This is a genomic window from Treponema pedis (assembly GCF_017161325.1).
Taxonomy (GTDB): Bacteria; Spirochaetota; Spirochaetia; order Treponematales; family Treponemataceae; genus Treponema_B; species Treponema_B pedis.
On the sequence record NZ_CP045670.1, the window covers coordinates 1,161,243 to 1,185,701 of the forward strand.

General features: G+C 38.1%; 17 protein-coding genes, 2 tRNA genes and 1 pseudogene. 5 read left to right on the forward strand and 15 right to left on the reverse strand.

Annotated features, from left to right (window positions below):
• Positions 1 to 5: 5 nt before the first annotated feature.
• A complete protein-coding gene (locus DYQ05_RS05055; protein WP_020964867.1) occupies positions 6 to 1,856 on the forward strand; it encodes a tetratricopeptide repeat protein in 1,851 nt (616 codons plus the stop codon).
• 165 nt (positions 1,857 to 2,021) lie between these two features.
• Here the strand turns inward: DYQ05_RS05055 and pepF are convergent, their stop codons facing one another.
• From pepF to DYQ05_RS05070, 3 genes are all read right to left on the reverse strand, one after another.
• Complete coding sequence (pepF, locus tag DYQ05_RS05060; RefSeq protein ID WP_024466800.1) at positions 2,022 to 3,860, reverse strand: oligoendopeptidase F; 1,839 nt, start codon at positions 3,858 to 3,860, stop codon at positions 2,022 to 2,024.
• A 123-nt stretch (positions 3,861 to 3,983) separates the two neighbouring features.
• Positions 3,984 to 6,563 (reverse strand): ATP-dependent chaperone ClpB, encoded by a 2,580-nt coding sequence (clpB, locus tag DYQ05_RS05065; RefSeq protein WP_020964869.1) that lies wholly within the window; start codon positions 6,561 to 6,563, stop codon positions 3,984 to 3,986.
• The gene (locus DYQ05_RS05070; protein ID WP_024466802.1) at positions 6,560 to 7,087 is read right to left on the reverse strand and encodes a shikimate kinase; all 528 of its coding nucleotides are present in this window, start codon (positions 7,085 to 7,087) and stop codon (positions 6,560 to 6,562) included. Before DYQ05_RS05070 ends, clpB begins: the two co-directional genes overlap by 4 nt.
• Before the next feature lie 49 nt (positions 7,088 to 7,136).
• Between DYQ05_RS05070 and DYQ05_RS05075 the strand changes: the two genes are divergently transcribed.
• Positions 7,137 to 7,817, forward strand: coding sequence for a PrsW family intramembrane metalloprotease (locus DYQ05_RS05075; protein ID WP_252723526.1), 681 nt, complete (start codon positions 7,137 to 7,139; stop codon positions 7,815 to 7,817).
• On the opposite strand, the gene truA is transcribed toward DYQ05_RS05075, so the two are convergent.
• The 5 genes from truA to pgsA form a co-directional block, all read right to left on the reverse strand.
• On the reverse strand, positions 7,804 to 8,616 hold the full coding sequence (truA, locus tag DYQ05_RS05080; RefSeq protein WP_429615463.1) for a tRNA pseudouridine(38-40) synthase TruA: 813 nt from the start codon (positions 8,614 to 8,616) through the stop codon (positions 7,804 to 7,806). The genes DYQ05_RS05075 and truA overlap by 14 nt on opposite strands.
• Positions 8,616 to 9,497 carry a DUF2225 domain-containing protein gene (locus tag DYQ05_RS05085; protein WP_024465231.1) on the reverse strand — a complete coding sequence of 294 codons (882 nt, stop codon included), beginning with the start codon at positions 9,495 to 9,497 and terminating at the stop codon, positions 8,616 to 8,618. Before DYQ05_RS05085 ends, truA begins: the two co-directional genes overlap by 1 nt.
• A gap of 852 nt (positions 9,498 to 10,349) precedes the next feature.
• Complete coding sequence (gene pdxS / locus DYQ05_RS05090) at positions 10,350 to 11,198, reverse strand: pyridoxal 5'-phosphate synthase lyase subunit PdxS (protein ID WP_024468213.1); 849 nt, start codon at positions 11,196 to 11,198, stop codon at positions 10,350 to 10,352.
• Between the two features lie 572 nt (positions 11,199 to 11,770).
• Positions 11,771 to 12,001, reverse strand: coding sequence for a YdbC family protein (locus DYQ05_RS05095; protein ID WP_024467864.1), 231 nt, complete (start codon positions 11,999 to 12,001; stop codon positions 11,771 to 11,773).
• On the reverse strand, positions 11,998 to 12,582 hold the full coding sequence (pgsA, locus tag DYQ05_RS05100) for a CDP-diacylglycerol--glycerol-3-phosphate 3-phosphatidyltransferase (RefSeq protein WP_194076565.1): 585 nt from the start codon (positions 12,580 to 12,582) through the stop codon (positions 11,998 to 12,000). Before pgsA ends, DYQ05_RS05095 begins: the two co-directional genes overlap by 4 nt.
• A gap of 114 nt (positions 12,583 to 12,696) precedes the next feature.
• Between pgsA and DYQ05_RS05105 the strand changes: the two genes are divergently transcribed.
• On the forward strand, positions 12,697 to 14,064 hold the full coding sequence (locus DYQ05_RS05105; RefSeq protein ID WP_020964880.1) for an MATE family efflux transporter: 1,368 nt from the start codon (positions 12,697 to 12,699) through the stop codon (positions 14,062 to 14,064).
• Positions 14,065 to 14,189: 125 nt separating this feature from the next.
• Here DYQ05_RS05105 and DYQ05_RS05110 read toward each other — a convergent pair whose 3' ends face one another.
• The 7 genes and pseudogenes from DYQ05_RS05110 to DYQ05_RS05140 form a co-directional block, all read right to left on the reverse strand.
• Positions 14,190 to 16,283 (reverse strand): methyl-accepting chemotaxis protein, encoded by a 2,094-nt coding sequence (locus tag DYQ05_RS05110; protein ID WP_206183967.1) that lies wholly within the window; start codon positions 16,281 to 16,283, stop codon positions 14,190 to 14,192.
• Positions 16,284 to 16,668: 385 nt separating this feature from the next.
• Entirely contained in the window at positions 16,669 to 17,919 is a 1,251-nt protein-coding gene (gene clpX, locus DYQ05_RS05115; protein ID WP_024465751.1) for an ATP-dependent Clp protease ATP-binding subunit ClpX, read from the reverse strand.
• Positions 17,906 to 18,506 (reverse strand): annotated as a pseudogene (gene clpP, locus DYQ05_RS05120) (ATP-dependent Clp endopeptidase proteolytic subunit ClpP). The gene clpX and the pseudogene clpP overlap by 14 nt, the downstream one beginning before the upstream one ends.
• A 14-nt stretch (positions 18,507 to 18,520) precedes the next feature.
• Positions 18,521 to 19,888 (reverse strand): trigger factor, encoded by a 1,368-nt coding sequence (gene tig / locus DYQ05_RS05125; protein ID WP_206183968.1) that lies wholly within the window; start codon positions 19,886 to 19,888, stop codon positions 18,521 to 18,523.
• A 113-nt stretch (positions 19,889 to 20,001) separates the two neighbouring features.
• A tRNA-Gly gene (locus DYQ05_RS05130) sits at positions 20,002 to 20,073 on the reverse strand.
• Between the two features lie 35 nt (positions 20,074 to 20,108).
• Positions 20,109 to 20,188, reverse strand: a tRNA-Leu gene (locus DYQ05_RS05135).
• A gap of 186 nt (positions 20,189 to 20,374) precedes the next feature.
• Complete coding sequence (locus tag DYQ05_RS05140) at positions 20,375 to 21,553, reverse strand: cystalysin (protein WP_206184107.1); 1,179 nt, start codon at positions 21,551 to 21,553, stop codon at positions 20,375 to 20,377.
• Between the two features lie 268 nt (positions 21,554 to 21,821).
• Between DYQ05_RS05140 and DYQ05_RS05145 the strand changes: the two genes are divergently transcribed.
• Both DYQ05_RS05145 and DYQ05_RS05150 read left to right on the forward strand, forming a co-directional pair.
• A complete protein-coding gene (locus tag DYQ05_RS05145; protein WP_429615097.1) occupies positions 21,822 to 23,693 on the forward strand; it encodes an MFS transporter in 1,872 nt (623 codons plus the stop codon).
• A gap of 111 nt (positions 23,694 to 23,804) precedes the next feature.
• Positions 23,805 to 24,440, forward strand: coding sequence for a helix-turn-helix domain-containing protein (locus tag DYQ05_RS05150; RefSeq protein WP_024469061.1), 636 nt, complete (start codon positions 23,805 to 23,807; stop codon positions 24,438 to 24,440).
• The last annotated feature ends 19 nt before the right edge of the window (positions 24,441 to 24,459 follow it).

Below are 24,459 nucleotides of genomic sequence, written 5' to 3' on the forward strand. Positions count from 1 at the left end.
AATAAATGGCTAAGTCCGTACATACCTTAATTGCCGAAGCTGTAGAAGCGGGAAAAAAAAGAGATTATAAGACTTCCATTAAAATATTGGAAAATTTAGCCGCACAGGGCTTAGCCGAAACTTCTTCGCCCTTTGCCGCTGAAAAAAACGGCAATCCTGAAATATACTTATACCTTTCACGCAGCTGGGCTGCCGAAAAAAACTTTACGCGGGCAATTGCTTACGGACGAGCCTATATAAAACGCTGCGGAAACGACGGTACCGGCTGGTTTTTCTTAGGAAGAAACTATATTCTGGCGGAGCAATTCGACAAAGCCGCATACTGTTTGGAAAAAAGCCTTAAAATAAACCCCTCAATTCTTGAAACACGCGCAATGCTCGGTCTTGCATATTTAAAAGGAAAAAAAGCCCGTCTTGCCCGTCAGGTTTTTGAACAAGCCCTAAAGTATGACCCCGGCAATATAAAATTGAACAACGGGTACTTAAACTCGCTTTTTATAGAAGCCGTGAACGAACTTAGAAACGGAAGTCTTGATATGGCCTCCCAAATGTTCACTTTTGTAATAAACAACAAAATGGACGGTGTTCTTCCGAGATTATATCTTGCCCACTCATTAAAAATGCAAGGTCTCTTATCCGAAGCTCTCTTACAATACGAAGCCGCCTGTAAATTCGCTCCGGAAGATGCCTCTCTTAAATGGTACACCGCAATGATTAAAATGGAGCTGGGCGATGCGGCAGGTGCATGCGAGGATTTGGCGGGTTTAGGCATTCAAATACCTGATGACGGAATTTCGGGACAATTCTTTGCTCTTGGCGCCGTTAAAAAACACCTTGAATCCGGCAATTATTCACGGGCGGCAACGGCCGCAAGAATTTATATACGAACCTTCGGAAGCGACATCGAAATAAGACTGTTGGCAGCCGAAGCTCAACGCTTAATGGGCAATATAAACACCGCATTAAACCATTATAAATGCGCAATAGAGCATGACCCGCAAAGCCCGTATCCTCATTACGGTATACTGCTTTCTCTGCAAGAATCCTTCAGATGGGAAGAATTAAGCAGTGCAATTTTAAGGGCCGAAGCCGCAAATGTATGCGACGAAAATGAAATCTACTATTACAAAATAATTACCGCAGCCCATATCGACAACCCTCCCGAAGAAGTTTTGCCCCACCTTCAAAGCTTAATTCAAAACGGAAGGGCGGATTGTGCAATCTTTAACGCAATGGGGTGTTCATATGTTAAACTGGATATGCCTGAACTTGCCGTCAAATGGTACGAAAAAGCCTTGCAATTAAATCCCAATGACGAAGAAGCCGCTATCGGAAAAATCGCATGTTTTGAAGCTCTGGATATGGAAAAAGAAGCTCACAGCCAATATACAAGCTGCCTAAAAAACTACAGCGGCAACATATACCTTCGCCGCGACTTTATTCAATTTTTAGAGAAGGGTGAAAAATGGGAAGAAGCTGCAAACCAGCTTGAAATTCTGACGGGACAAACTGAAGGAGTAAACTTCGACCCGGAACTTGCATTATTCAGACGGAAAGCGGGACAATATCAAAAAGCGGCAATTTTATATAGAAAAATGCTATTGGCAAAACCTGAAGAGCGGATTTTATTGCATAATCTGGTATTTTGTCTCGATAAAATGAAACAGACAAAAACAGCTCTGGAGCTGCTGAAAACAGCCCGTAAAACCTTCGGAATAAATGCGGATACGTTTTTAATTGAAGGTATTTTGCAAATGCGTTTAAAAAATAAAGAAGATGCGATACGGATTTTCCAGTACATTGCGGAAAAATATCCTCAAAACAGACACGCTGCGGAATTTTTAAAGAAAGTTTAACCTGTCGAACCGCCCATACACGTTTATTTTAAATTGATATTTATGTTTTAAAAAGAAATCCCCTTGAACCTCTTGAGTCCGTTATTTTAACTGCGGGTTTGCCTTTCGGCAAACGTCGTGATTGTATGCCGTTTTTCATACTTACAGAGACTCAAGGGATAAAAGCTATTTTTTCAGTTCTTCCAAAACTTTTTCAAGTTCGTCTACGATTTTTGCAAAGTTATCGCAGGCGGCCTGTACGGGTTCGGGGCTTGACATATCCACTCCCGCAACCCTAAGCGATTCAATCGGGTAGCGGGAACCGCCCGATTTTAAGAATTTAAAATAATCTTCACGCTCGGAACTGCCGCCCGAACAAACCCGTTCCGCAAGAGCCATAGAGGCTGAAATACCGGTAGAATATTTATAAACATAAAACGCTCTATAAAAGTGAGGAATACGTAAACCTTCCAAATCGCTTACATCTTCAAACACCATTTCGGGACCGAAATAAGTTGTCAAAAGTTTTTTGTACTCGCTTCTCAAATTGTCCACCGTAAGAGGAGTTCCGCTTTCAACGAGAGCGTGAGTTATCTTTTCGTATTCGGCAAACATAGTTTGGCGGTAAAGAGTTGCAAGCACATCGGACGCCCTTACACTTAAAAGGTAGGCTTTCATTTTCGGGTCGGAGGCGGTTTTAAGCATATACCTGAATAAAAGCTCTTCGTTAAATGTGGAGGCAACTTCAGCTTCAAAAATGGTATAGTGATAGCAGGGATATGGATTGTTGTGTGTAGAATACCATGAGTGCATTGAGTGCCCGCCTTCGTGGATAAGGGTAAACACATCACGTATAACATCTTCCTTATAGTTCATAAGAATGTATGGGTCACCGTCATACCCGCCGGCAGAAAAAGCCCCGGAGCGTTTTCCTTCATTTTCGTACTTATCGACCCAACCGTTTAAAAGTCCGTTGCGGATTGTTTTTACATACTCCTCTCCCAGAGGTTGAAGAGCTTCCGTAATAATATCTACAGCTTCATTATAAGGTGTAATTTTTTTTACTTCGCTTACAAGCGGAATATACACATCGTAATGCCTCAGTTCTTTTACGTTTAAATTCTTTTTTATAAGCCCGTAAAATTTATAAAGAGGTGCCAAATTCTTATGTACGGTATCGATTAAATTATCGTAAACCGAAACGGGTACCTTATCGGGATAAAGCGCACGTTCGCGTGCGGAATTGTATCCGCGTATTTTTGAAAGAGCAACATTTTGTTGAACCTGTCCCGTATATAAACTTGCAATAGTATTTTTATGGTTATTGTAAACTCCGTAAAGCTGCTTATACGCTTTTTCGCGCAAAGAGCGGTTAGGGTTTAACATCAATTTCGAATATGAAGATTGGGTAAGTTGAATCTCTCCCTCTTCGGTTTCAATTTTACCGAAATCCAAATCGACATTGGTTAAAACCGAATAAGTTTGGCTGGGTGTTCCGTGAGGCTCACGTAAAAGGCTTAAAATCTTTTCTTCTTTGTCGGAAAGAGTATGAGGTTTTAAGTGAAGAGTTTTTTCAAGAGATACTTTAAAATCGGCAAAATCTTTTCCCGTAGGGCCTTCGGGGTCAATCCAAGAGCGGATTTTTTCTTCAGGGATTTCCATAATGGCGGGCATTAACCAGCTTGTTGCGGCGGAAAGTTCGGTAACCGTCATCATATATTTTCCCATACGCTGAATATTTTCCGCATCTCCCTCATTTGAAGATTTCATCAAAAATGCATAATTGCCGACCTTTTCCGCAATACGGTCAACATTTGTAGAAGCTTTTAAGCAGGCAAGTAAGGTTGCCGCATCAATGGTTTCGGGTTTTGAAAAAGCTTCTTTGTATTTTAAGATTTCTTTTCCTCCGGCGGGAATGGAAGCGAGAGCGGCTTCCCATTCTTCATCATTTTTAAAAAGCAATTCAATGTTCCATTTATCGCAGGCAGCAATTTCGGAACGTTTCGGTGTAGTTAAGTTTTTCATACTTTAATTATACACTAAGTATGTGTAATTGGCAAGAGAAAGATTTAAAAATATCGGGCATAAATAATGACGCCCGATATTTTTTATATTAACTTAAATCGTTTAAAAATAAAACGGCAACCGTTACCCTTTTTTAAAAGTTAATCCCGCTTCTCCCTTATCGACAAAGATAGTAGAGCCTTCCGGGAATTTACCTTCAAGCACTTCACGTGCAAGTTTATTTTCAAGTTCTGCTTGAATTGCTCTTTTTAAAGGTCTTGCCCCGAACATCGGGTCAAAGCCTATGTCGGCAAGTAAATCCTTTGCGGCGTCCGAAACTTTTAAATTCAAGCGGCGGGCTTGAAGACGCTCCGCAACGGAAGCGAGCTGGATTTCGACAATCTTACGTATATGTTCTTTTTCGAGCCGGTTAAATGTAATAATTTCATCAATACGGTTTAAAAATTCGGGTTTAAAGTTAGCGCGCAAAATTTCGGTAATTTGCGGTTTTATACTCTTCATATCTTTTGCACCGAGAATAAATTCCGAACCGATATTGCTCGTCATAATTATAATCGTATTTTTAAAATCTATTATTCTGCCCTGTCCGTCCGTAAGTCTTCCGTCATCTAAAATCTGTAAAAATACATTAAACACATCCTGATGTGCTTTTTCGATTTCGTCGAATAAGACTACGCTGTAAGGACGGCGGCGGACGGCTTCGGTAAGCTGACCGCCCTCATCATAACCGACATATCCCGGAGGAGCTCCGATTAAGCGGCTTACGGAATGTTTTTCCATATATTCGCTCATATCGATTCTTGTCAAGGCTTTTTCATCGTTAAATAAAAAATCCGCAAGCGTACGGGCAAGTTCGGTTTTACCGACACCTGTAGGGCCTATGCACAAAAAACTTCCCAAAGGACGGTTCATATCGGAAAGTCCCGCCTTGTTTCTGCGGATTGCGTCCGCAGTAACCCGTACGGCTTCATCTTGTCCGACAACTCGCTGTTGTAAAACCTTTTCCAAATCCAAGTATTTTTGCATTTCGCTTGCCATCATTTTTGCAACCGGAATCCCCGTCCACATTGAAACTATTTTAGCTATATCTTCTTCGCAAACTTCTTCGCGCAAAAGCTGCCCTGCGGAACCCGCTTTTTTTTCAAGTTCGGCGGTAACCGCCGCAATCTTTTTTTCAAGTTCCGGGATTTTTCCGTATTTTAATTCGGCAGCCTTATTTAAATTTCCTTCGCGGCTGTAGCGAGTTTCTTCATTTCTAAGCTGCTCCAATTCTTTTTTATATTCACGGGATTCGTCTATGCGGGATTTTTCATTTTGCCACTGAGCCTGCATAGCATTCCGTTTTTCGCTTAGCTCTGCGAGTTCTTCTTCCACTTTTTTAAGCCTTTCTTTTGAAGCCGCATCGGATTCTTTACCGATAGAAACTTTTTCTATGTTTAATTGCAAAATTTTCCGTTCGACCTGGTCAAGCTCTACGGGCTGACTTTCAATTTCCATTTTAAGACGGCTTGCGGCTTCATCAACCAAGTCTATTGCCTTATCCGGCAAAAAGCGGCTTGTTATGTAGCGGTCGGAAAGAACGGCGGCTGCAATCAATGCTTCATCGCGAATTCTTACGCCATGATGCACTTCATATTTTTCCTGTAAACCGCGCAATATTGCAATCGTATCTTCCACTGTCGGTTCCGGGCAATACACTTGCTGAAAACGGCGCTCAAGAGCGGCATCTTTTTCTATATATTTACGGTATTCGTTGAGAGTAGTAGCACCGATTGCTCGAAGTTCTCCCCGTGCTAAGGCGGGTTTTAAAAGATTTGAAGCGTCCATAGACCCTTCACTCGCACCGGCTCCTACCAGAGTATGAAGCTCATCTATAAATAAAATAACCTTGCCTTCCGATTTTTGCACTTCGGAAATTACAGCCTTAAGCCGCTCTTCAAATTCGCCGCGGAATTTAGCCCCCGCAACCAAGGCTCCCAAGTCAAGCGATAAAAGGCGCTTTCCTTTTAAGCTGTCGGGAACATCGCCTGAAACAATTCTCCGCGCCAAGCCTTCAACTATTGCGGTTTTTCCTACACCCGGCTCTCCTATTAAAACCGGATTGTTTTTCGTTCGGCGTGAAAGCACTTGCATAACACGTCTTATTTCTTCATCGCGGCCTATAACGGGGTCTATTTTTTCCTGACGTGCAAGCTGTGTTAAATCGCGGCAAAATTTTTCCAAACTTTGAAATGTGGATTCGGGATTATCGGTTGTAACACGGTTATTACCGCGTATTTCTTTTAATGCGGAAAGAACCGCTTTAAAATTTATTCCGCGCGAGCGTAAAAGATTTCCCGCAGAATCTTGCGCTTCGGTTAAAGCTAAAAGAAAATGCTCTGTAGAAACGTAATCGTCTTTCAGTTTATCGGCATATCCTTCCGCATGGGCAAACACTTTTGCCAAAAGCGGCGACATATAAGTTTGTGCCGACTGTCCAGTAACTCGGGGCTTTTTATCGAGGATTTTATCAAGTTCATCTAAAATAGAATCAGGCTGAACGCCTATCTTTTCTACAATCGGCGGAACAATTCCGTCTTCCTGTTCCAAAAGAACATACAAAAGATGTTCGCTTTCAATTTGACTGTGGTCGTCCCGCTGAGCAAGGGACGAAGCTTCCTGCACGGCTTCGCTTGCTTTAACGGTGTATTTATCCATATTCATATAAAAGAATTTAATAAAAAAACGGAAGAAAGTAAAGAGTCGGAGGACTTAAAGATAAGTTCCGATATATTTTTATATATTTTTATTCTTTTATTGTAAATGGAATAAAGAATATTTTTTGCTTTTTCTTCCGTCGGATTTTCCCCCAGAAATTTGGGATAACCTTTCCCCGAGGAAACTTCTTTTTTTATACGCTCGAAAATTATTTCAATATCCGTATCAAGTAAAACGGTTCTCTTGGAATTTTTTAAAAACTCTACGGCATCGGAATTTTCTGCAATGCCGCCGCCCGTGCATATAACCGAACTTTTGTCGGCGCAGTGTATGCTTATTTCTTTTAAAATATCGAACTCGGCTATACGGAATTTTTTTTCACCTAAATTCTTATAAATATCGCTTATTTTAAGTCCGTATTTTTTTTCAAGCTCTGCATCCGTATCGAAAAAAAATGCGCCGCATTTTTTTGCAAGAGTTTTTCCCGTTTCGGTTTTGCCTGCACGGCTCATTCCGACTATAAAAAGCATTTGTTTTCTCCACTTGATTTTAATTTTTATTCATTATATTATAAATAATATGAAAATTATAGCCGTTATGTTGTTTTCTTTTACTTCGGCTCTTATTTTTGCATGGATAATTACGAAAAAAGAAAACTTGTCGATAAAGCCGTTATTATATATTTTTTTATTTTCATTTTCAGCTGTACTCATATCTATTTTAATTCAAACCGCTGTAGAGTTTTTCTTTTTCGATTTTCTGCGGAAAGCGGATTATATAAAAATTATTCTTTTCGAGAGTTTTGCAGCCGCAGCTCTGATTGAAGAATTTACAAAAACCGTTATTTTTTATGCCTTTGTAAAATTTTTGTGGTCGGATAAGATTACTAAGGTGGACGAAAATCTTCCGGGAGAAATGCGCGAGCAAATACGAATTCTTTTATTTCTTTCAATCCTTTACGGACTTGTTTTTGCCTCCTTTGAAACTCTGGCATATACTGTCCGCGAGGGAAAATTTATTTGGGCACGTCTTTTTACCTCAAATTTTTTACATGCGGCATTCGGCATTTATTATTTGCAAATAAGTATGAGCCGCAAATTTAAAAAAACGATTTTACCTTTTTTTTCCGTTTGGATTTTACACGGCTTATATAATATGTTTTTATCTATGGGGATTTTCTTTTCGGTGTTTTCATATACAATTGTTTTATTTTTAATCGGTAATGTTTTAAGGCAATATGACAGATTTAAAGAGAACTGAAAGATATTCGGTTTTTTTGCAGAAGTCTTTCAGGATATTCAGCTTTCCAAAAAAATAAACCGTGCGGCGGAGCCGTAGGACCTGCCTCTATGCGGTTTTTATCGGAGAGTATTTTTTTAAATTCATTTTTTGAAAAACCTTTTTCTTCAAGCCGCAAAATTGTTCCGGTAATTGCTCTTACCATTTTCCATAAAAAAGCGTTTGCACAAATTTCAAAAATCAAAAAACCGTTTTCGATAAAAAAGATTGAGTTTTTTATAAATCTGTGTTTACTTACACTTTGGTCTCCGGCTGCGGAAAATGCGGTAAAATCCATTTCGCCTGAAAGACAAGAAGCCATTTCGTTTAAAACCTCAAGGTCGGGATATCGTCTTATATGAAGACAATAGGGGCTTTCATGCGCAAAAACGGTTTTGCCGCATTTTATAAAATAGCGGTAAGTACGCGATAGGGAATTAAAGCGTGCGTGTAAATCCGGAGAAACTTCCGCCGCATTTACAATGCGTATATCTTTCGGCAAAATCGAATTTAATGCGGGAATAAAATTTTCAGCCTGCATACTTTTTATATCGGTAAAAAAATTTACGGCTTGCCCTACGGCATGTACCCCGGAATCCGTTCTGCCGGAGCCTATTGTTTCTATATTTCGTTTATGGATTTTAAAAAGAGCTTTTTCCAATTCGCCCTGTATCGTTCGATAGGTTTCATTCCCGTTCTTTGTCTGTTTTTGCCAACCGCAAAAATCGGAGCCGTCATAAGAAACGGTTAAAAGAATATTACGCAAATCTTCGGACTTCATTATTCTTCGTCCGTTTCTTTTAATTCTACTTTTAAAGCGTCATAAAGGTCTCGTGCAGCCTCTAAAAGAGGACCGGGTTTTGATTTACTCGATTTTCCAAGCCCGAACATTTTTGCTAAAGCAAATTTTTGATACTCCATACGCTTTAATCTTGCTTCCATATCGGTTTTTTGACCGTACTTATACTCAAGTAAGGCAGAAAGATAAATAATACCGTCATAACCGTAATTTTTATCAACATCGGGACCGAAAGATTTTAAACCTGCAATAATTTCTTTTCCGCCGCTTTCAAGCTCCAAGGCTCGTCTGTATAAAAAAGTCGCTTTCCGGTAAAACACATCGGAAACATATTTATAATTTTCTTCAGGGTATTTTTTCCCCAAATCGTCAAAAAGCCAAGCGGCTCTTATTGAAGAAATTGCCTGCTTTATTGTGGGCGAAAATTTTTCTTCAAAAAGTTCGTAACACAAAATTGCCAAATAGTATGAAGCGGCTCCCTCATTTAAACCTCTGGACTTGGAAAAATCCACATTATGAAAAAGCCTCTTTATTGAAGTATAGCGGGCTTCCATTTCATCAAACAGTTTTTCAATTACCGGTTTTGAAGGAATATTAAAGTCTTGAGGAAAGGCTGTAAAAAGGCATTTAGGACAAACCGTAAGATTATAAATTGCCGGATATACTTCGCCGTACTTTGCGGAAGGTTCGTATAAACGCCTAAGCTCATCGGTTAAATCTCCGGCAATCAATCTTCCCCCGCCTGAATGAAGTTCTTCCCGTTTAAATTTTGTATGGCATACGGGACATTCGATTTGTTCTTTAGAATAAAACGTAATACTTCCCGTTTTGGTTTCTTTTTCGGAATGTTTTCTTCCTAACATGATATTCTCCCTATAAATTCATCAAGCGCAGATTTTATCAAAAATCGAGCATTGATGAATTTCCGCCGTTTTGCAAGAGCAGCTGAAAAACGGCATACAATCCCGACGTTTGCCGAAAGGCGAACTCGCAGTTAAAATTAAGCGACGCTATCTTAGGAGCTTAATTTTAACCTCCCTATAAAATAAACAAGCGCAGAAAATATCAATTTTCGAGCATTGTTTATTTTCCGCCGTTTTGCAACGGAGTGAAAAACGGCATATAATACACGATGTTTGCCGAAAGGCAAACTCGCAGTTAAAATTAAGCGACGCTATCTTAGGAGCTTAATTTTAACCTCCCTATAAAATAAACAAGCGCAGATTTTATCAAAAATCGAGCATTGATGAATTTCCATCGTTTTGCAAGCACAGCTGAAAAACGGCATATAATACACGACGTTTGCCGAAAGGCGAACTCGCAGTTAAAATTAAGCGACGCTATCTTAGGAGCTTAATTTTAACCTCCCTATAAATTCATCAAGCGCAGATTTTATCAAAAATCGAGCATTGATGAATTTCCGCCGTTTTACAACGGAGTGAGAAACGGCATATAATATACGATGTTTGCCGAAAGACAAACTCGGCAGTTAAAATTAAGCGACGCTATCTTAGGAGCTTAATTTTAACCTCCTTTTTTATTATCGGCACAATATAAAGGGATTTTTAGAAAAAGTTATAAAATGCCTTGTAAGTAAATTATAAAAAATCCTATTTAAATTAAAGCCGGTATAGCCTTATCTTATATAAAAAAATTAAAAAAACGGGGACTTTTTAAAGTCCCCTTGCAGCTGCATAATTCCGTAAGTATAGAATTTATACACCTCTTTCACTCATAATTGTCTTTATTTCTTCTTCATTTATGCCTACCATAGCAGCCCCCAAATCTTCGGAAACTTCGGCAAGTATTTTAGGGTTGTTATAATTTTTTACGGCCTTTACTATTGCCGCAGCTCTTTTTTCGGGGTTTCCTGATTTAAAAATCCCGCTTCCTACAAAAACGCCGTCGGCACCCAAGTGAACCATAAGGGCCGCATCGGCAGGTGTTGCAACTCCTCCAGCCGAAAAATTCGGAACGGGCAGTTTTCCGTTTTTATGAACATATTCCACAAGGGAATAGGGTACTTGATAATTCTTTGCGGCAACATAAAGTTCGTCTTCTCTTAAAACCGTAAGCTGTTTCATTTCGCTTTGAATTTGCCTCATATGTTTTACGGCTTGAATAACATCGCCTGTTCCCGCTTCGCCTTTTGTGCGAATCATTTTTGCCCCTTCTTGAATACGTCTGAGAGCTTCGCCCAGATTACGTGCTCCGCAAACAAACGGAACTTTAAACTGAGTTTTATCGACATGATAAACTTCATCGGCAGGCGAAAGGACTTCAGATTCATCGATAAAATCTATATCGATTGCTTCTAAAATTCTTGCTTCAATAAAATGTCCGATACGGACCTTTGCCATAACAGGAATGTTTACCGCTTTCATAATTTCGCGTATCATCTTAGGGTCGCTCATTCGGGAGACCCCTCCTGCAGCGCGGATATCGGCGGGGATTCTTTCAAGAGCCATAACCGCAACGGCTCCCGCTTTTTCCGCAATCTTTGCCTGTTCAGGAGTAGTAACATCCATAATTACTCCGCCTGCCAATTTCGTTAAAATATCCATAAAGCCTCCATAATCAAGATTAAAAAGATATTTATTTTGTTAAAGGTGAGTATACACTATTTTAGTGTCGATATAAATAGGGCCTTTGAAGATTTTTCCATATTTTTTTTAAAGATAAAATCTCTTAATTTTTCTAATGTACAAGACGGAAAAATACAACTGAGATTGGATATAATTATAAAGTCGGTTTTTGTAAATTTAAACCGAGGCTTATTTTAGACAATGCAGATAGCATTGTCTAAAAACGCTGTCGAGTTTGCCTTTCGGCAAACGTCATGATTGTATGCCGTTTTTCACTGCGTTGCAAAACGGCGGAAATTCTGCAATCCTCAGAATTTGAAAATTCTTGCGGTTACAGAATTTATAGGGAGGCTTATTTTAGACAATGCAGATAGCATTGTCTAAAAACACTGTCGAGTTTGCCTCTCGGCAAACATCGTGATTGTATGCCGTTTTTCACTTAGTTGTAAAAGTGCGGAAAATAAACAAGCGAAGAAAAGATCAATTTTTTGCGCTTGTTTATTTTGTAGGGCCTTTTAATTTCCGGGCATTTACCGCTATGCGGATAAAAATTAAATATCTATGGAATTTAACAGTCTTTTTAAAGATACCGCTTCTTCTTGTGTAAGAGTTACACCTTTCCCCATTTTTTGGTGATCCGGAGCCCATGTTCTTATGTCGAATTTACTCGGACGGTCATTCCATGAAACCTCGTTTAGTTCCATATTCCAGCCGCCTTTTCCTTCGGAAATAATTCCGTAAGATTTAGTAATTTCAAATTTAAATTCGTCGTTATTGTTCATCTTATTTTTCCTTTTTTATATGAAGTAATATAATCAATAAACGATGTAAGCGATAAAATCACTGCAACACCGTATAGAAACCAATTAAAATAAAGAATGTATTGTATATATAATTTCGGCAAAAACGAATATATCCTTTCAAGTTTTAAAAACATTGAAACGCTTGCAGCAATTATATAAAAGACGGTTTTTGTCTTTCCGCCTTTTTTTGCACCTATGGTAATACCTTCTCCACGAGCTTTCATACGCAAAAACATAATTCCGAATTCGCGGTACACAATAATCAAAAAAAGCGGTGCAAATAAAAATCCGTCCAACATAAAACAAAATAAAACGGTTATATTTGCAAAGACGTCGGCAAAGGGGTCGAATATTTTTCCAAAGTCGTCAACTTCATTTCTGAGCCGCGCATAATACCCGTCCAAATAATCGGTAAATTCCATATAAATGAAAATCGGAATTATAAGTAAAATAGTAATTTTAGGATTAACCGCCGAAAACCAGTGAGGTAAAAAATATAAAACATAAATCAGCGGAGCGAATACCAGTCTTGACGATGTAAAAACATTCGAAATTTTCATAACATTATGATGTAGCTTTATAGCTTTTTTGTCAAGCGGGCATAAACTTTTGCTTAAAACTTTTATTCCGTGTATCTTCCATATTTCTTTATAATCTGTTACACTGTTTAAATTATGAAATTAAAGCTGACAGGTCAAACTACGGCACAGCGAAGGGAATTAATTTTAAATTCTTCACCTATTAAAACTTTGCTGATTCTTTCGGTTCCCGCTTTGATGATGGCGCTTTTGCAAGCAATGATGCCGTTCACCGACGGGCTTTTTATCAATAGGCTTACGGACCACGTAACTGCAAGTGCGGTAAGTTTTTCCCAACCTATCATTTCCATAGTTCTTGCCTTGGGACAGGGGTTAAGTGTGGGAGCTGCGGCTCTTATCGGGCAATTAAACGGACGCGGCAATATCGATGAAAGTAAAAAGGTTGCAACTCAAATTTTCGTATTCGGCTTTTTACTCGGAATTGTTTCGCTTCCGGCCTTATTCGGTTTGGGAGCCTTAATAAGCGCAACTTTAAAAAGTGAAATAGCGCCGAAAGTTTTCCGTTATATTTCGCTTTACTGTATAGTTATGCCTTTCAGTTTTATGGAATCCATTTATAACGGAATTAAAAATGCAAACGGAAAACCGGAAGCTCCGTTTGTAAGAATGGTAATAATGCTTATAATTAAACTTATCGGCAATTATGTATTTCTATATTTGTTCAGACTCGAAATTGACGGTTGCGTTCTGGCTTCGTTTTTTGCAAATCTTGTAGTTGCCGCATGGATGTTTTTCGATTTGTTTATTAAAAAAACTCCCGATAAATTAACATTAAAGAATTTTAAGTTTTCACCTCCGACGATAAAAAAACTTTTAAAAATAGGCTTTCCCGCAATGATAAATTATGCTTTTATTTTTGCCGGTTTTTTTCTTATAAATAAGGAAATGGAACCTTACGGTGCAATTGTTTTAAACGGGCAAAGTATCGCAAATAATATTTCTACGGTTTGCTTTAATATTCCGGGCTGTTTCGCCGCCGCCGTTACAACAATGGTAAGTATGCACATAGGTTCGGGGAATCCTGCAAAGGCAAAACGCTCATGTCTTTTAGGCTGCCTTGTAAGCGCATTAAGCGGAGCGGTTCTAATCGGTTCGGTTGTTCCTTCTTCGGCATTTTTAGTTTCGCTTTTTAAACCGGAACTTCCCGAAATAGGAGAGATTGCCGTTATCGCTTTGCATATTTATACTTACTCGGTTATTGCTTTCGGAATTTGTATGACCATTCAAGGAGCCTTTATAGGTTTGGGTAAAACTAAAATTCCTCTTATTTTGGGCGTGCTGCGTATTTGGTTTTTACGTTATATTTTTATTCTTGCAACGGAGTCCGTTCTTTCGTATTATTCCATTTATTGGGGAAATCTTTTTTCAAATATTACGGCCGGGCTGCTTGCAATTATCTTAATTTTAAATACAAAATGGGTTTCGGGAATTAAAGAAAATTAATCCAATCACTAATTATCCGATTCGGATAATTAGTGATTGGATTTTTACAAAACTTTTTAATCTTGTTTTTATGTTATAAATTGCCGGAAAATAAGAGATGACCTTAAAAATAAGAACCGGTTAAATCATACCTTAAATTTGCCGACCTCTTTAGCCAAGGCTTCAATACTCATCTTATTCTTTTGAGTAATCTCATTTACTTCCTGTACCGCATTGTTTATCTGTATTGCCCCCGAAGCCATCTCGTTCATACTGTCCGTTATAGTGCGGGTTAACCCGTCAAGTTTATTCATCTCATCGGCTACCCCTTCCCCTCCTTTAAGCATCTCTTCGGAGCCCGCCTTTACTTCCACAGTTACCTCATTTATATTGCGTATTGCGCTTAACACTTCCTTACTTCCGTTTTCCTGCTCCCTCATAGCTTCCATAATACGGTTACTCATCTCCTTTACATTTTCTGCCAAAGAAAAAATTGCATTAAACTTTTCTTCTACGGTATCGGCGGAAGCGGAAAGAGTTTCTATCTCCCCCGAAAGAGTTTTTAGCGTCGAAGTAATGCTCTTCCCTTGAGCCGAAGATTCCTCCGCAAGTTTTCTGATTTCGTCGGCTACAACTGCAAAACCCTTTCCCGCATCTCCGGCATGAGCGGCCTCTATTGCGGCATTCATAGCTAAAAGATTGGTCTGACTTGCTATGTGCTGAATAACGCTTGAAGCTTCCATAAGGGAGCCGGATTCTTCGGCAATCTTTTGAGTAACTGTGTTGGAAGAGGAAAGAGTTTCTTTACCGTCTGCGGTAGCGGCGGCAAGCTCTTTAATGATGTCGTCGCTTTTTTCAAGTGTTTGAGTAATGGAAGCTATGTTTGCAACCATTTGTTCAACGGAAGATGAAGATTGAGCTACCGAAGCGGCTTGAGTTTCAATACTGTTATTAAGCTGCTTTATGGTGCGGATAATCTGCTCTACTGTGGCGGCGGTTTCGGTAACGCTTGCCGCCTGGCTCATAGTTTGCTGCTTTACCCCGTCGATGTTAGCGCTTATCTGGTTTATGGAGCTTGCCGTTTCTGTCATATTGGAGGAAAGCTCGGAACCGATGGACTGCATAGCGTAGGAATTTTCTCCTACGGATTTAATTGAAGAGCTTATTTTTTCTATAGTTTTATTAAAGTATTGGGAAAGGTCTGTGATTTCGTCGTTACCGTGAAGAGGCAGGCGCACCATTAAATCGCCTTTGCCTTGAGAGATGTCTTTTAATGCCATAACAACTTTTGTAATAGGTTTTACCATAGAATGAGAGGTAAAAAAGACCGTTATAAGAGATGTAATTAAAATAATGATGCCTATAATGTAAATTGATGAGCGTAAAGTATGTATTGTATTCATAAACTCTTCTACAGGAGCGGAAATAATGACCGTCCAGTCGCTTGTTTTCATTTTTGCATAAGAAGCAATGCTTGAAATTTCACTGTACTCATAAAATACAATATCAGGCTTTTCAGATGATATTGCTTTGGAATGAAGATTTGAAACGGAAGAAAAAGAGCTGTCCGTTTTTGCAGTTTCTATAGCATTAAATTGTTCGGTTACAAAATCAAATTTTTTATGGGCAATTGCGGTGCCTGTTTGACTTAAAATAAAACAGTAGCCTGAATTACCTATGACAATATCTTCAATTGCATCGGTAAGCCACTCCGCCGGAACTCCCGCAGCCAATGCTCCTATTATTTTTCTGTTACTGTCGTAAATAGGAGTAGAAAAAGTGATTATCATTTTATTGGTCAATCGTGAAATATGCGGCTCACTTACAAAATGCTTACCGCTTGTTGCAGAAATAAACCAATCCTTATCCGAGCCTTTTACAGTATTTCCGTCAAGCATATACATATTGCCTTCAGAGTCGGTTATTGTTGCTTCGGATAAAGCGGCATTAAATGCAACTTCTTTTTTAAGCAGCGATACTTTTTCTCTATAAGAGCGGGATTCATCTACAAATGCGGGCATACGGGCAAGTCCTTCAAGAAATTGAAACATTGACATTACTTTTCCGTCAATAACTTCCGCCGTGTCCGTCGCCTTATCTATAAGGTGAGTTTCCACCTTTTCGGTTACGGCTTTTTTTGCAAGCTGCATAGCTAAAAGCCCCAATACCAATGTTGCCGCAGCAACCAATAAACCGAAGATAATCAATAGCTTAATTTTAATGGAAAACCGTTTTTTCATTTTATAACTCCTCTTAACCGATTATTTAATAAGATGTATTGCCGACATAAAAGTCATAATTTATGTTCTAAAAATACGGTATAATAAAAAAAGCTTTTGTTTATTTCGTGTAAAATTGAAATAAACAAAAGCTTTATTGCGATAAAAATCTTTTATTTCGGATTGAATGATTTTCAGATTAAAATTTATTATCGCAACGGCCGCAAAGAGCGACAGCGGCTGTTGAAAATTGTAAACCTCCGAGCCTGCCAGGTAGGGGGGGGGGGGGTATTATAATTATTTTTGCATTTATGTCAATAGACCTTCTTGCATTCGTCATAGGTGTATTTTACACTACTTTTAGAAAATATGCAAGATGTTTTTATTGAGAACCTGTTTTTATTCTTTATGCCGTTTTTTCGTCCAAGAGCCGTATTTTCGGTTTGACGGAGGTATTTCCTATCATTTTTTTGCTTATTGTAAGCTCTTTTTTACCCTTAATGGACGGAGCTTCAAACATAGAGTCAAGCATAAGTTTTTCTACAATGGAACGCAAGCCCCTTGCTCCCGTGTTTTGGTCAATTGCCTGTTGTGCGATTGCGGTAATTGCTTCATCTTCAAAATTTAAATCAACATCGTCAAGTTTAAGCGCCGCCTTATACTGTTTTATAAGTGCATTTTTAGGCTCTACAAGAATGCGTTTTAAATCTTCTTTTGTAAGCTCGTTTAATGCTACCTTAATTGGAAGTCTTCCTATAAGTTCAGGAATTATTCCGAATTTTACAAGGTCATCGGGGGAAAGGCTATCGTAAAGTTCCGCAAGATTCTTTTCGGCGGATTTTTTTACCTCCGCACCGAAACCGATAGGCTGCGAGGCAATACGCGATTCCACTATTTTATCCAAACCTATAAAAGCTCCGCCGCAAATAAAAAGAATATTTGTCGTATCGATTTTAAGCATATCCTGATTCGGGTGTTTACGTCCGCCTTGAGGAGGAACGGAGGCAACGGTTCCCTCTATTAATTTTAAAAGAGCCTGCTGCACGCCCTCACCTGAGACATCGCGGGTAATGGAAACATTTTCACTTTTTCTGGAAATTTTATCTATTTCATCTATAAAAATTATTCCGCGTTCGGCTTCTTTTATATCCCCGTTTGCATTTTGAATAAGCTTAAGCAAAATATTCTCAACGTCTTCACCTACGTATCCCGCTTCGGTAAGAGTTGTCGCATCCGCAATTGCAAAGGGAACTTGCATTTTTTGGGCAAGCGTGCGAGCTAAAAGCGTTTTTCCGGAACCTGTAGGCCCCAATAAAAGCACGTTGGATTTTTCCAAAACTACGTCCTCGGTGTTTGCCGGAATATTCATAATGCGCTTATAATGATTGTAAACGGCAACCGATAAAACGCGTTTTGCCGTGTCCTGGCCTATGACATATTCATCAAGATATTCTTTTAATTCTTTAGGTGTAGGCACAGTCTGCGGACGTGAAACGGGTTTAAGCGTTTTATAAGATTTTATATAACTTTCGCATAATGCTATACAATGTTCGCAAATGCAAATCCCCCCCGGCCCCGGAACTATAAATCGTCCGTCATCTTCGGGTTTATTACAAAAGGAACAGGTTAAAACATTATGCATTCTATTTCGAGCCATCTTTCCTCCTGTTCATAACTCTGTCTATAATTCCGTATTGCATTGCTTCTTCAGGCGACATAAAAAAGTCACGCTCCATATCGGAGGCAACTTCTTTTTCCGTCTTGCCGGTATTTTCGGCAAAGTACTTAATCGTAAGTTTTTTTAACCGTATAATTTCACGGGCTTGAATCGTAATATCCGCAGCTTGTCCCTGTACGCCTCCCCAAGGCTGATGAATCATTACTCGGGAAGAAGGCAGGGCGAATCTTTTATTTTTTGCTCCGCCCGCCAAGAGCACCGCTCCCATACTTGCGCACTGGCCTAAACAAATAGTTTGAACATCCGGCCGTATATGCTGCATTGTATCGTAGATTGCAAGTCCGGCAGTTACGGAACCTCCCGGACTGTTTATGTAAAGACTTATATCCTTATCGGGATTTTGAGATTCCAAAAATAAAAGCTGGGCAACTTACAAGGTCCGCCGAAACATCATTTATTTCTCCGTCTACAAAAATTATTCTGTCTTTTAAAAGACGCGAAAAAATATCATAACTGCGTTCTCCGTTTCCCGTTTGCTCTATTACATAAGGAACAAGTGTACTCATAATAACCTCTTAACCTATGCTTGGTTTGTTTCAAAAAACTTTTCAACGCTTAATTTTTTACCTTTTGAAATTGTGCATTTTTCGTAAAGAGCGTTAAAAAGTTTATCCTCTTTTAATTCATCAATAAAATACTCTTTTTGTCTTTCGTCGGCATAGTGTTTTTTTACTTCATCTACGCTCATACCGGTAAGCTCCGATAATCTCTTGTATTCGGCTTCCATTTCTTCATCGCTTACTTCTATATTTTTCTCTTTAAGCAAGGTTTCAATTAAAACCCTTCCCTTTAAACTTTTTTCCGCTTCAGGTTTCCATAATTCCAAAAAGTCCGCCTTGGACTGACCGTTCATTGAGGAAACAATTTTTTCAAGGTTTTCAGGAGTTGTGCGGAATTGATTGGCCATCATAATCCAGCGGGATTCCAATTCCGCTTTTAACATGGATTCGGGCAATTCTATGGGGTTTTCTTCAACAAGCCGCTCCGTAAATGTTTTTTCTTTAAGCTTTTTTATTTTTTCATCGATACCGTTTTGAATGTTCTTTTTAATATCGGCTTTAAGCTCCTCAAGAGTCTTATATTTTTCGTTGATATCCTGAGCCAAATCGTCGTCAATTGCAGGTAAATCCTTGTATTTAAGAGCCGTAAGCGTTACCTTAATCTTTTTTGTTTTTCCGGCAAGTTCCTTGTTTTCTTCATTTTCAGGATAAGTTTTTGTAATTTCCTTAGTATCGCCTTTTTTCATTCCGATAACATCATCGTCAATTTTAAAGAAATTTTGTCCGGTTCCCAAGGTAAAGGCAAAATCCTGTCTTTCCGAACCGGCAATTGTATTTCCGCTTTCATCAAGCTCGCAATAATTAACCGTTACGATATTATTTTTTTCCGCCGAAGCGCCATCTTTACAATCGGCTACGAGGGCATTTCTGTCCTGCAAGCGCTCCAATTCTTTTTTTACATCGGCATCGGAAGGTTCCACTTCGGGCACTTCAATTTTAAAACCTTCCGCCTTTTTAATTTCAACCTTGGGGAATACGTCGTAATGAACGGTAAAAGAAAAATCTTCTTCGGGTTTAAGCTCGGCTTTTTCCGTCATTTCGGGATAAGAATAAGGAAGAGGTCTTTCATATTCATTCATAGTTTCAAAGATTTCTTTTAAAGAATCTTCAATTAAATTTCCCGCCAAATCACCCCTTATTGCCTCTCCGTATTTTGTTTCTAAAATTTTAGCGGGGATATGTCCCTTTCTAAATCCGGGGATTTGCAGTTCTTTTGAATATTTATTTACCAGGTTTTTATAACTTTCCTGTACATCGGCTTTCTTAATTTTAACCGACAGCTCCGCATGAGATTTTTCTTTAAGCGTTAGATTTTTTTCGTATTCCATTTTTCCTTCCTTAAAAGTAATTCGTAAAGCCCTAGTTTGAGACTAAGCGGATATAGGCTGAACTCAAGCCGCAGGCAAAAAAAAAAGCGATCCGTTCACCGAATCGCTTAAAAAGCGGGAAACGAGGATTGAACTCGCGACATCCACCTTGGCAAGGTGGCGCTCTACCACTGAGCTATTCCCGCAATTTTTGCTCCACTCTTTTGACTTTGTGGAATTGTGCGAGAGGAGGGACTTGAACCCTCACGCCGAAGCACTAGATCCTAAGTCTAGCGTGTCTGCCAATTCCACCACTCTCGCTTAACAGTGAGCAGTGTTTATAATATACATAAAGCCAAAAAATGTCAAGTGTCGCATAAGGCGCCGGAATTTGGCATTCGGCACCGAATATGGAAAGCATATTATAAAAATATTGCTTTTTTGTCAATATGATTTTGCCGGAAAAATTAAAATAATCAAAAAAACGTAATTTCGGCGGGTGATTTTTTACTTCTTTAAAGCTCCTATAAGTCTTTCCAAACTTTCCAAAATAACCGAAGAGGGTGCCGCCAAATTAATTCTTTCAAAACCTTTGCCTCCGTCTCCGAAAATATAGCCTTCATCAAAAAACACTTGAGCCTTATAAATCATAAAATTTTCCAAATCCTTATAATCCATTTTAAGAGCTCTAAAATCAAGCCATTGTAAATAAGTCCCCTCAATTAACGGAGCTTTAATTTCAGGATATTCCTTTTCAAAAAATTCTTTTACGTTTCTCTGATTTTTATCTATTATTTTAATGCATTCATCCAACCATTTTGCACATTCTTTATAACAAATTTCGCAAGCCTTATACCCTAAAGGAGTAGTAGGCATACCGCTTGAAATATCCCTTGCCTTTATAAATCTTTCTCTCATATCGGGATTTTTAATTATAATATTGCTTATTCCCATGCCGGCAATATTAAATGTTTTTGAAGGTGCGGTAAAAGTAACGGTTCTATCCGCAAGCCTTGTATCTAAAGATTGAAATACGGTATGTTTATAACCCGGCATAATCAAATCAAAATGAATTTCATCGGAAAAAAGCAATAAATCGCTGTTTAAAATGATATCTTTTACCCTCTGAAGTTCCTCTTTTTTCCATACCCTGCCTACGGGATTATGCGGAGAACAAAACAGAAGCGCCTTGTTATTTTTATCTTTTGATAAATTTTCCAGTTTGTCAAAATCTATTGTATAATTTCCGTTTTTTTCCGATAAACCGCATTCCGCAATCTTACGGTTTTGTAAATTTACCGCCTTAAAAAACGGATAATAAACGGGAGTAATTATAATAACTCCTTCTCCGGGTTTTGTAAATTCACGCACGGCATTATATAATGCGGGCACTACTCCGGAAACGGGTACTATCCAGTCGGTTTCAATTTCCCAATTATGTCTTTCCCCCATCCAATTTTTTACCGTTTTTTTATATTCTTCGGTAGGTCCCGTATAGCCTAAAACGGTTTCGTCAAGAGCCTTCTTTAAACCGGCAATCAGTTCGGGCGGATTTTTAAATTCCATATCCGCAACGGAAAGAGGGACGATTTCATCTCCGATGTCGGAATTTACCGAATACATTAAATCCCATTTAAGAGAACCGGTGTTTTTTCTTGAAATTTTTGTAGTAAAATCATACATTATCTTAAGCCTCCCTATAAAATAAACAACCGGAAAAATCTTCAGATTTTGAGCATTGATGAATTTCCGCCGTTTTGCAAGCGAAACTGAAAAACGGCATACAATACACGATGTTTGCCGAAAGGCAAACTCGATAAGTGTTTTTAAGCAACGCCGTTTGCGTTGCTTAAAATAAGCCTCCCTAAAAATTTTACTTATGTATTACGTTATATTTCTTGCATTATACTTCATTCTATTGTATAATATCAATATGAATGCGAAACAAAAAAAAATGACATGGCGGACTTATCTCGCTTACGGTGCGGCAGACCTTTACGGCGGAGGCTGTTTTTTTATAGTTACTACATTTTCAATGTATTATTTGGTAAACGTAATAGGGCTACATCCGGCATTGGCAGGGTTAATTCCTGCAATCGGAAAATTTTGGGATGCGGTTTCCGACCCCATGATGGGATATATTTCGGATAACACACCTCAAACCCGCTTCGGGAAAAGACGCGTATGGTTTTTAATTTCCATTCTTCCTATTGCTCTGTCCTTTATTCTTATTTGGTTTCCGGTAAAAATAGAAAGTCAGGCCGGTAAATTTATTTTTTACACAATCGCATACATTATTTTCTTTACGGTTTCTACCGTTTCATATATTCCATATGCGGCTTTAAGTGCGGAAATAACAAAGGATTTTTCGGAACGGAATAAATTAAACGGCTCAAGGCTTATGTTTTCGTTTATTGCTACCCTGCTTGGAGGCGTTTTAGCTCAGCCGATTATCGATTATTTTAACGGAAGTGCGGCAGGTTATTTTGTAATGAGCTGTGTATTCGCCCTTATCTTTGCTCTTCCTTGGATTCCTCTTTATTTTGAAACTTGGGAATTGCCGGAAGAAAAAGAGGAAAAAAAATCAAAACAATCGTTTATAAAAAATTTTCTTTCGCTTTTTCATAACCGTTCGTGCAGAATTCACATTGCAATGTATGTTTGCTCTTACGGAGCTTTGGATATTTTTATGTCTTTTGTTTTATTTTATATCGTAGATTATTTAAACAAAGGCAGTGTTTTCGTTATTATACAGGGAACTCTTTTAATAAGTATGATGGCGTCCCTTCCCGTTCATAATTATCTTATAAACAAAAAAGGTCATAAACCGGTTTATCTTACCGCTCTCATAATTTTTGCAGTTTCGATTTTATTGATGATGTTTCATACTCCCGCATCGAGTAATGTCTTTTTAATATTAAATATGATACTTATGGGAATAGGAATTTCCGCGAACAATTTAATTCCGCACCAGCTTTTACCATTTATATCGGATATAGACAGGGTTATGAGCGGAAAAAACCGCGCCGGAACTTATTCCGCTGCAATGACGCTTACGAGAAAACTTTTTTTGGGACTTATAATTATGACTACCATAGGTTTTGTTTTAAGCGGCATAGGTTATAAAAATCCGGTTCCTTCCGTTTTAACTCAAAAACAATTTAAAGAAGCGGAAGAGCTTTGCAAAAAAACGGGCAAAGACTTTTCGGATATAACAAAATATTATTCGCTTTGCGAAGACGGAAATATGCACTTAAAATATTTAAGCAAAGATACGGACGAAATTATAAAAAAACTTTATAAAACAAAAAAAGAAAACGCCTCCGCCGAAGTTTCCGCCTTTTTTGCGGACAAAACAAATTTTAAAGAAATACCGGAAGATATTTTCGAAAATTTTATTGTTTCTTCTTTTAATAAAACGGATTTTATTCAAACGGATAAACACTTTCTTTTATGCGCTTCATATCAAAAGGACGGAGCCGTATATAAAAAAATCAATCCCGAAAATTTTTATACAAAAGCGGATTTATATAATTTAAAAGAATTTCTTGATAATATCGATTTCAGATATTCGGGTATAGGACAGGTTCAAAAACCGCAGCAAAAAGAAAATACATTAAAGGGAATAAAACTCTCGTTTATTTTAATGCCTGTCTTTATGTTGATTATGGGTATTATAATTGCCTTAAAATTTAAAGTAACACCCGAAAATCATCAAATTATTTTAAACGAAATTAAGCGCCTTGAAGCCGGAGGTAAAAAAGAAGATGCCGATGAAAAAACTAAAAAGGTATGCAAACTTTTAATCGGGAAAGAATATAAATGACGGACTAACGGTACACCGGCTGTGTACCGTTATTTCACTTTAATTAAACACCGACCGGGATAAAATATCCTAAAATTTAAGAAAGACTCTAAACTGCCCGATAATATACCTATGGTAAAAGTGTTGTTATTTGATAGAAAAGTAAAAACCCTTATTTTCTTATGCAAAAAGTTGGAAAAATTCGGTTTAAAAACAACCGCCGCCGAAAACGGAAGCAAATTTTTAGCAGCCTTAGCAATAAAAAAATTCAATGCAATTATCATTTCAAAAAAAGAGCTGAAACACTACAATTGTACCGAAAAAACTTTATTAAAGCGGCTTAAGCGGAATTTGGTTGTTTGCAGTTATATACCGGATAAGGTAAATTGTATAAAAAAAATAAAAATGGTAAGCCTTAAATTATATGAACCGAATGTAAAAATCCAAATGACAAAAAACAGTTTAAAAAAATTTTTTTTAACTCTTAAACGTAATAAAAATTTTATTCTTACTTCCGAGTTTATATACAAACTGCCTAAAAAATCCGCAATTTTGCTGCGTCAATTGGTGTTAAACAAAAAAGACGGTATTACCGATGAAGAAATATCTTATTTGTTTTGGGGGAATAAATTACCGGACAAAAAACATTGTATATATAACCATATTTATAATCTTAAAAAATCATTAAAAACGGAATTCAAGGATACTTACACTATTTATAAAGATAACGACAGATACAGACTTGTAAACTTAAAAGAAATAACATAAAGACCGATGAGTTCATCGG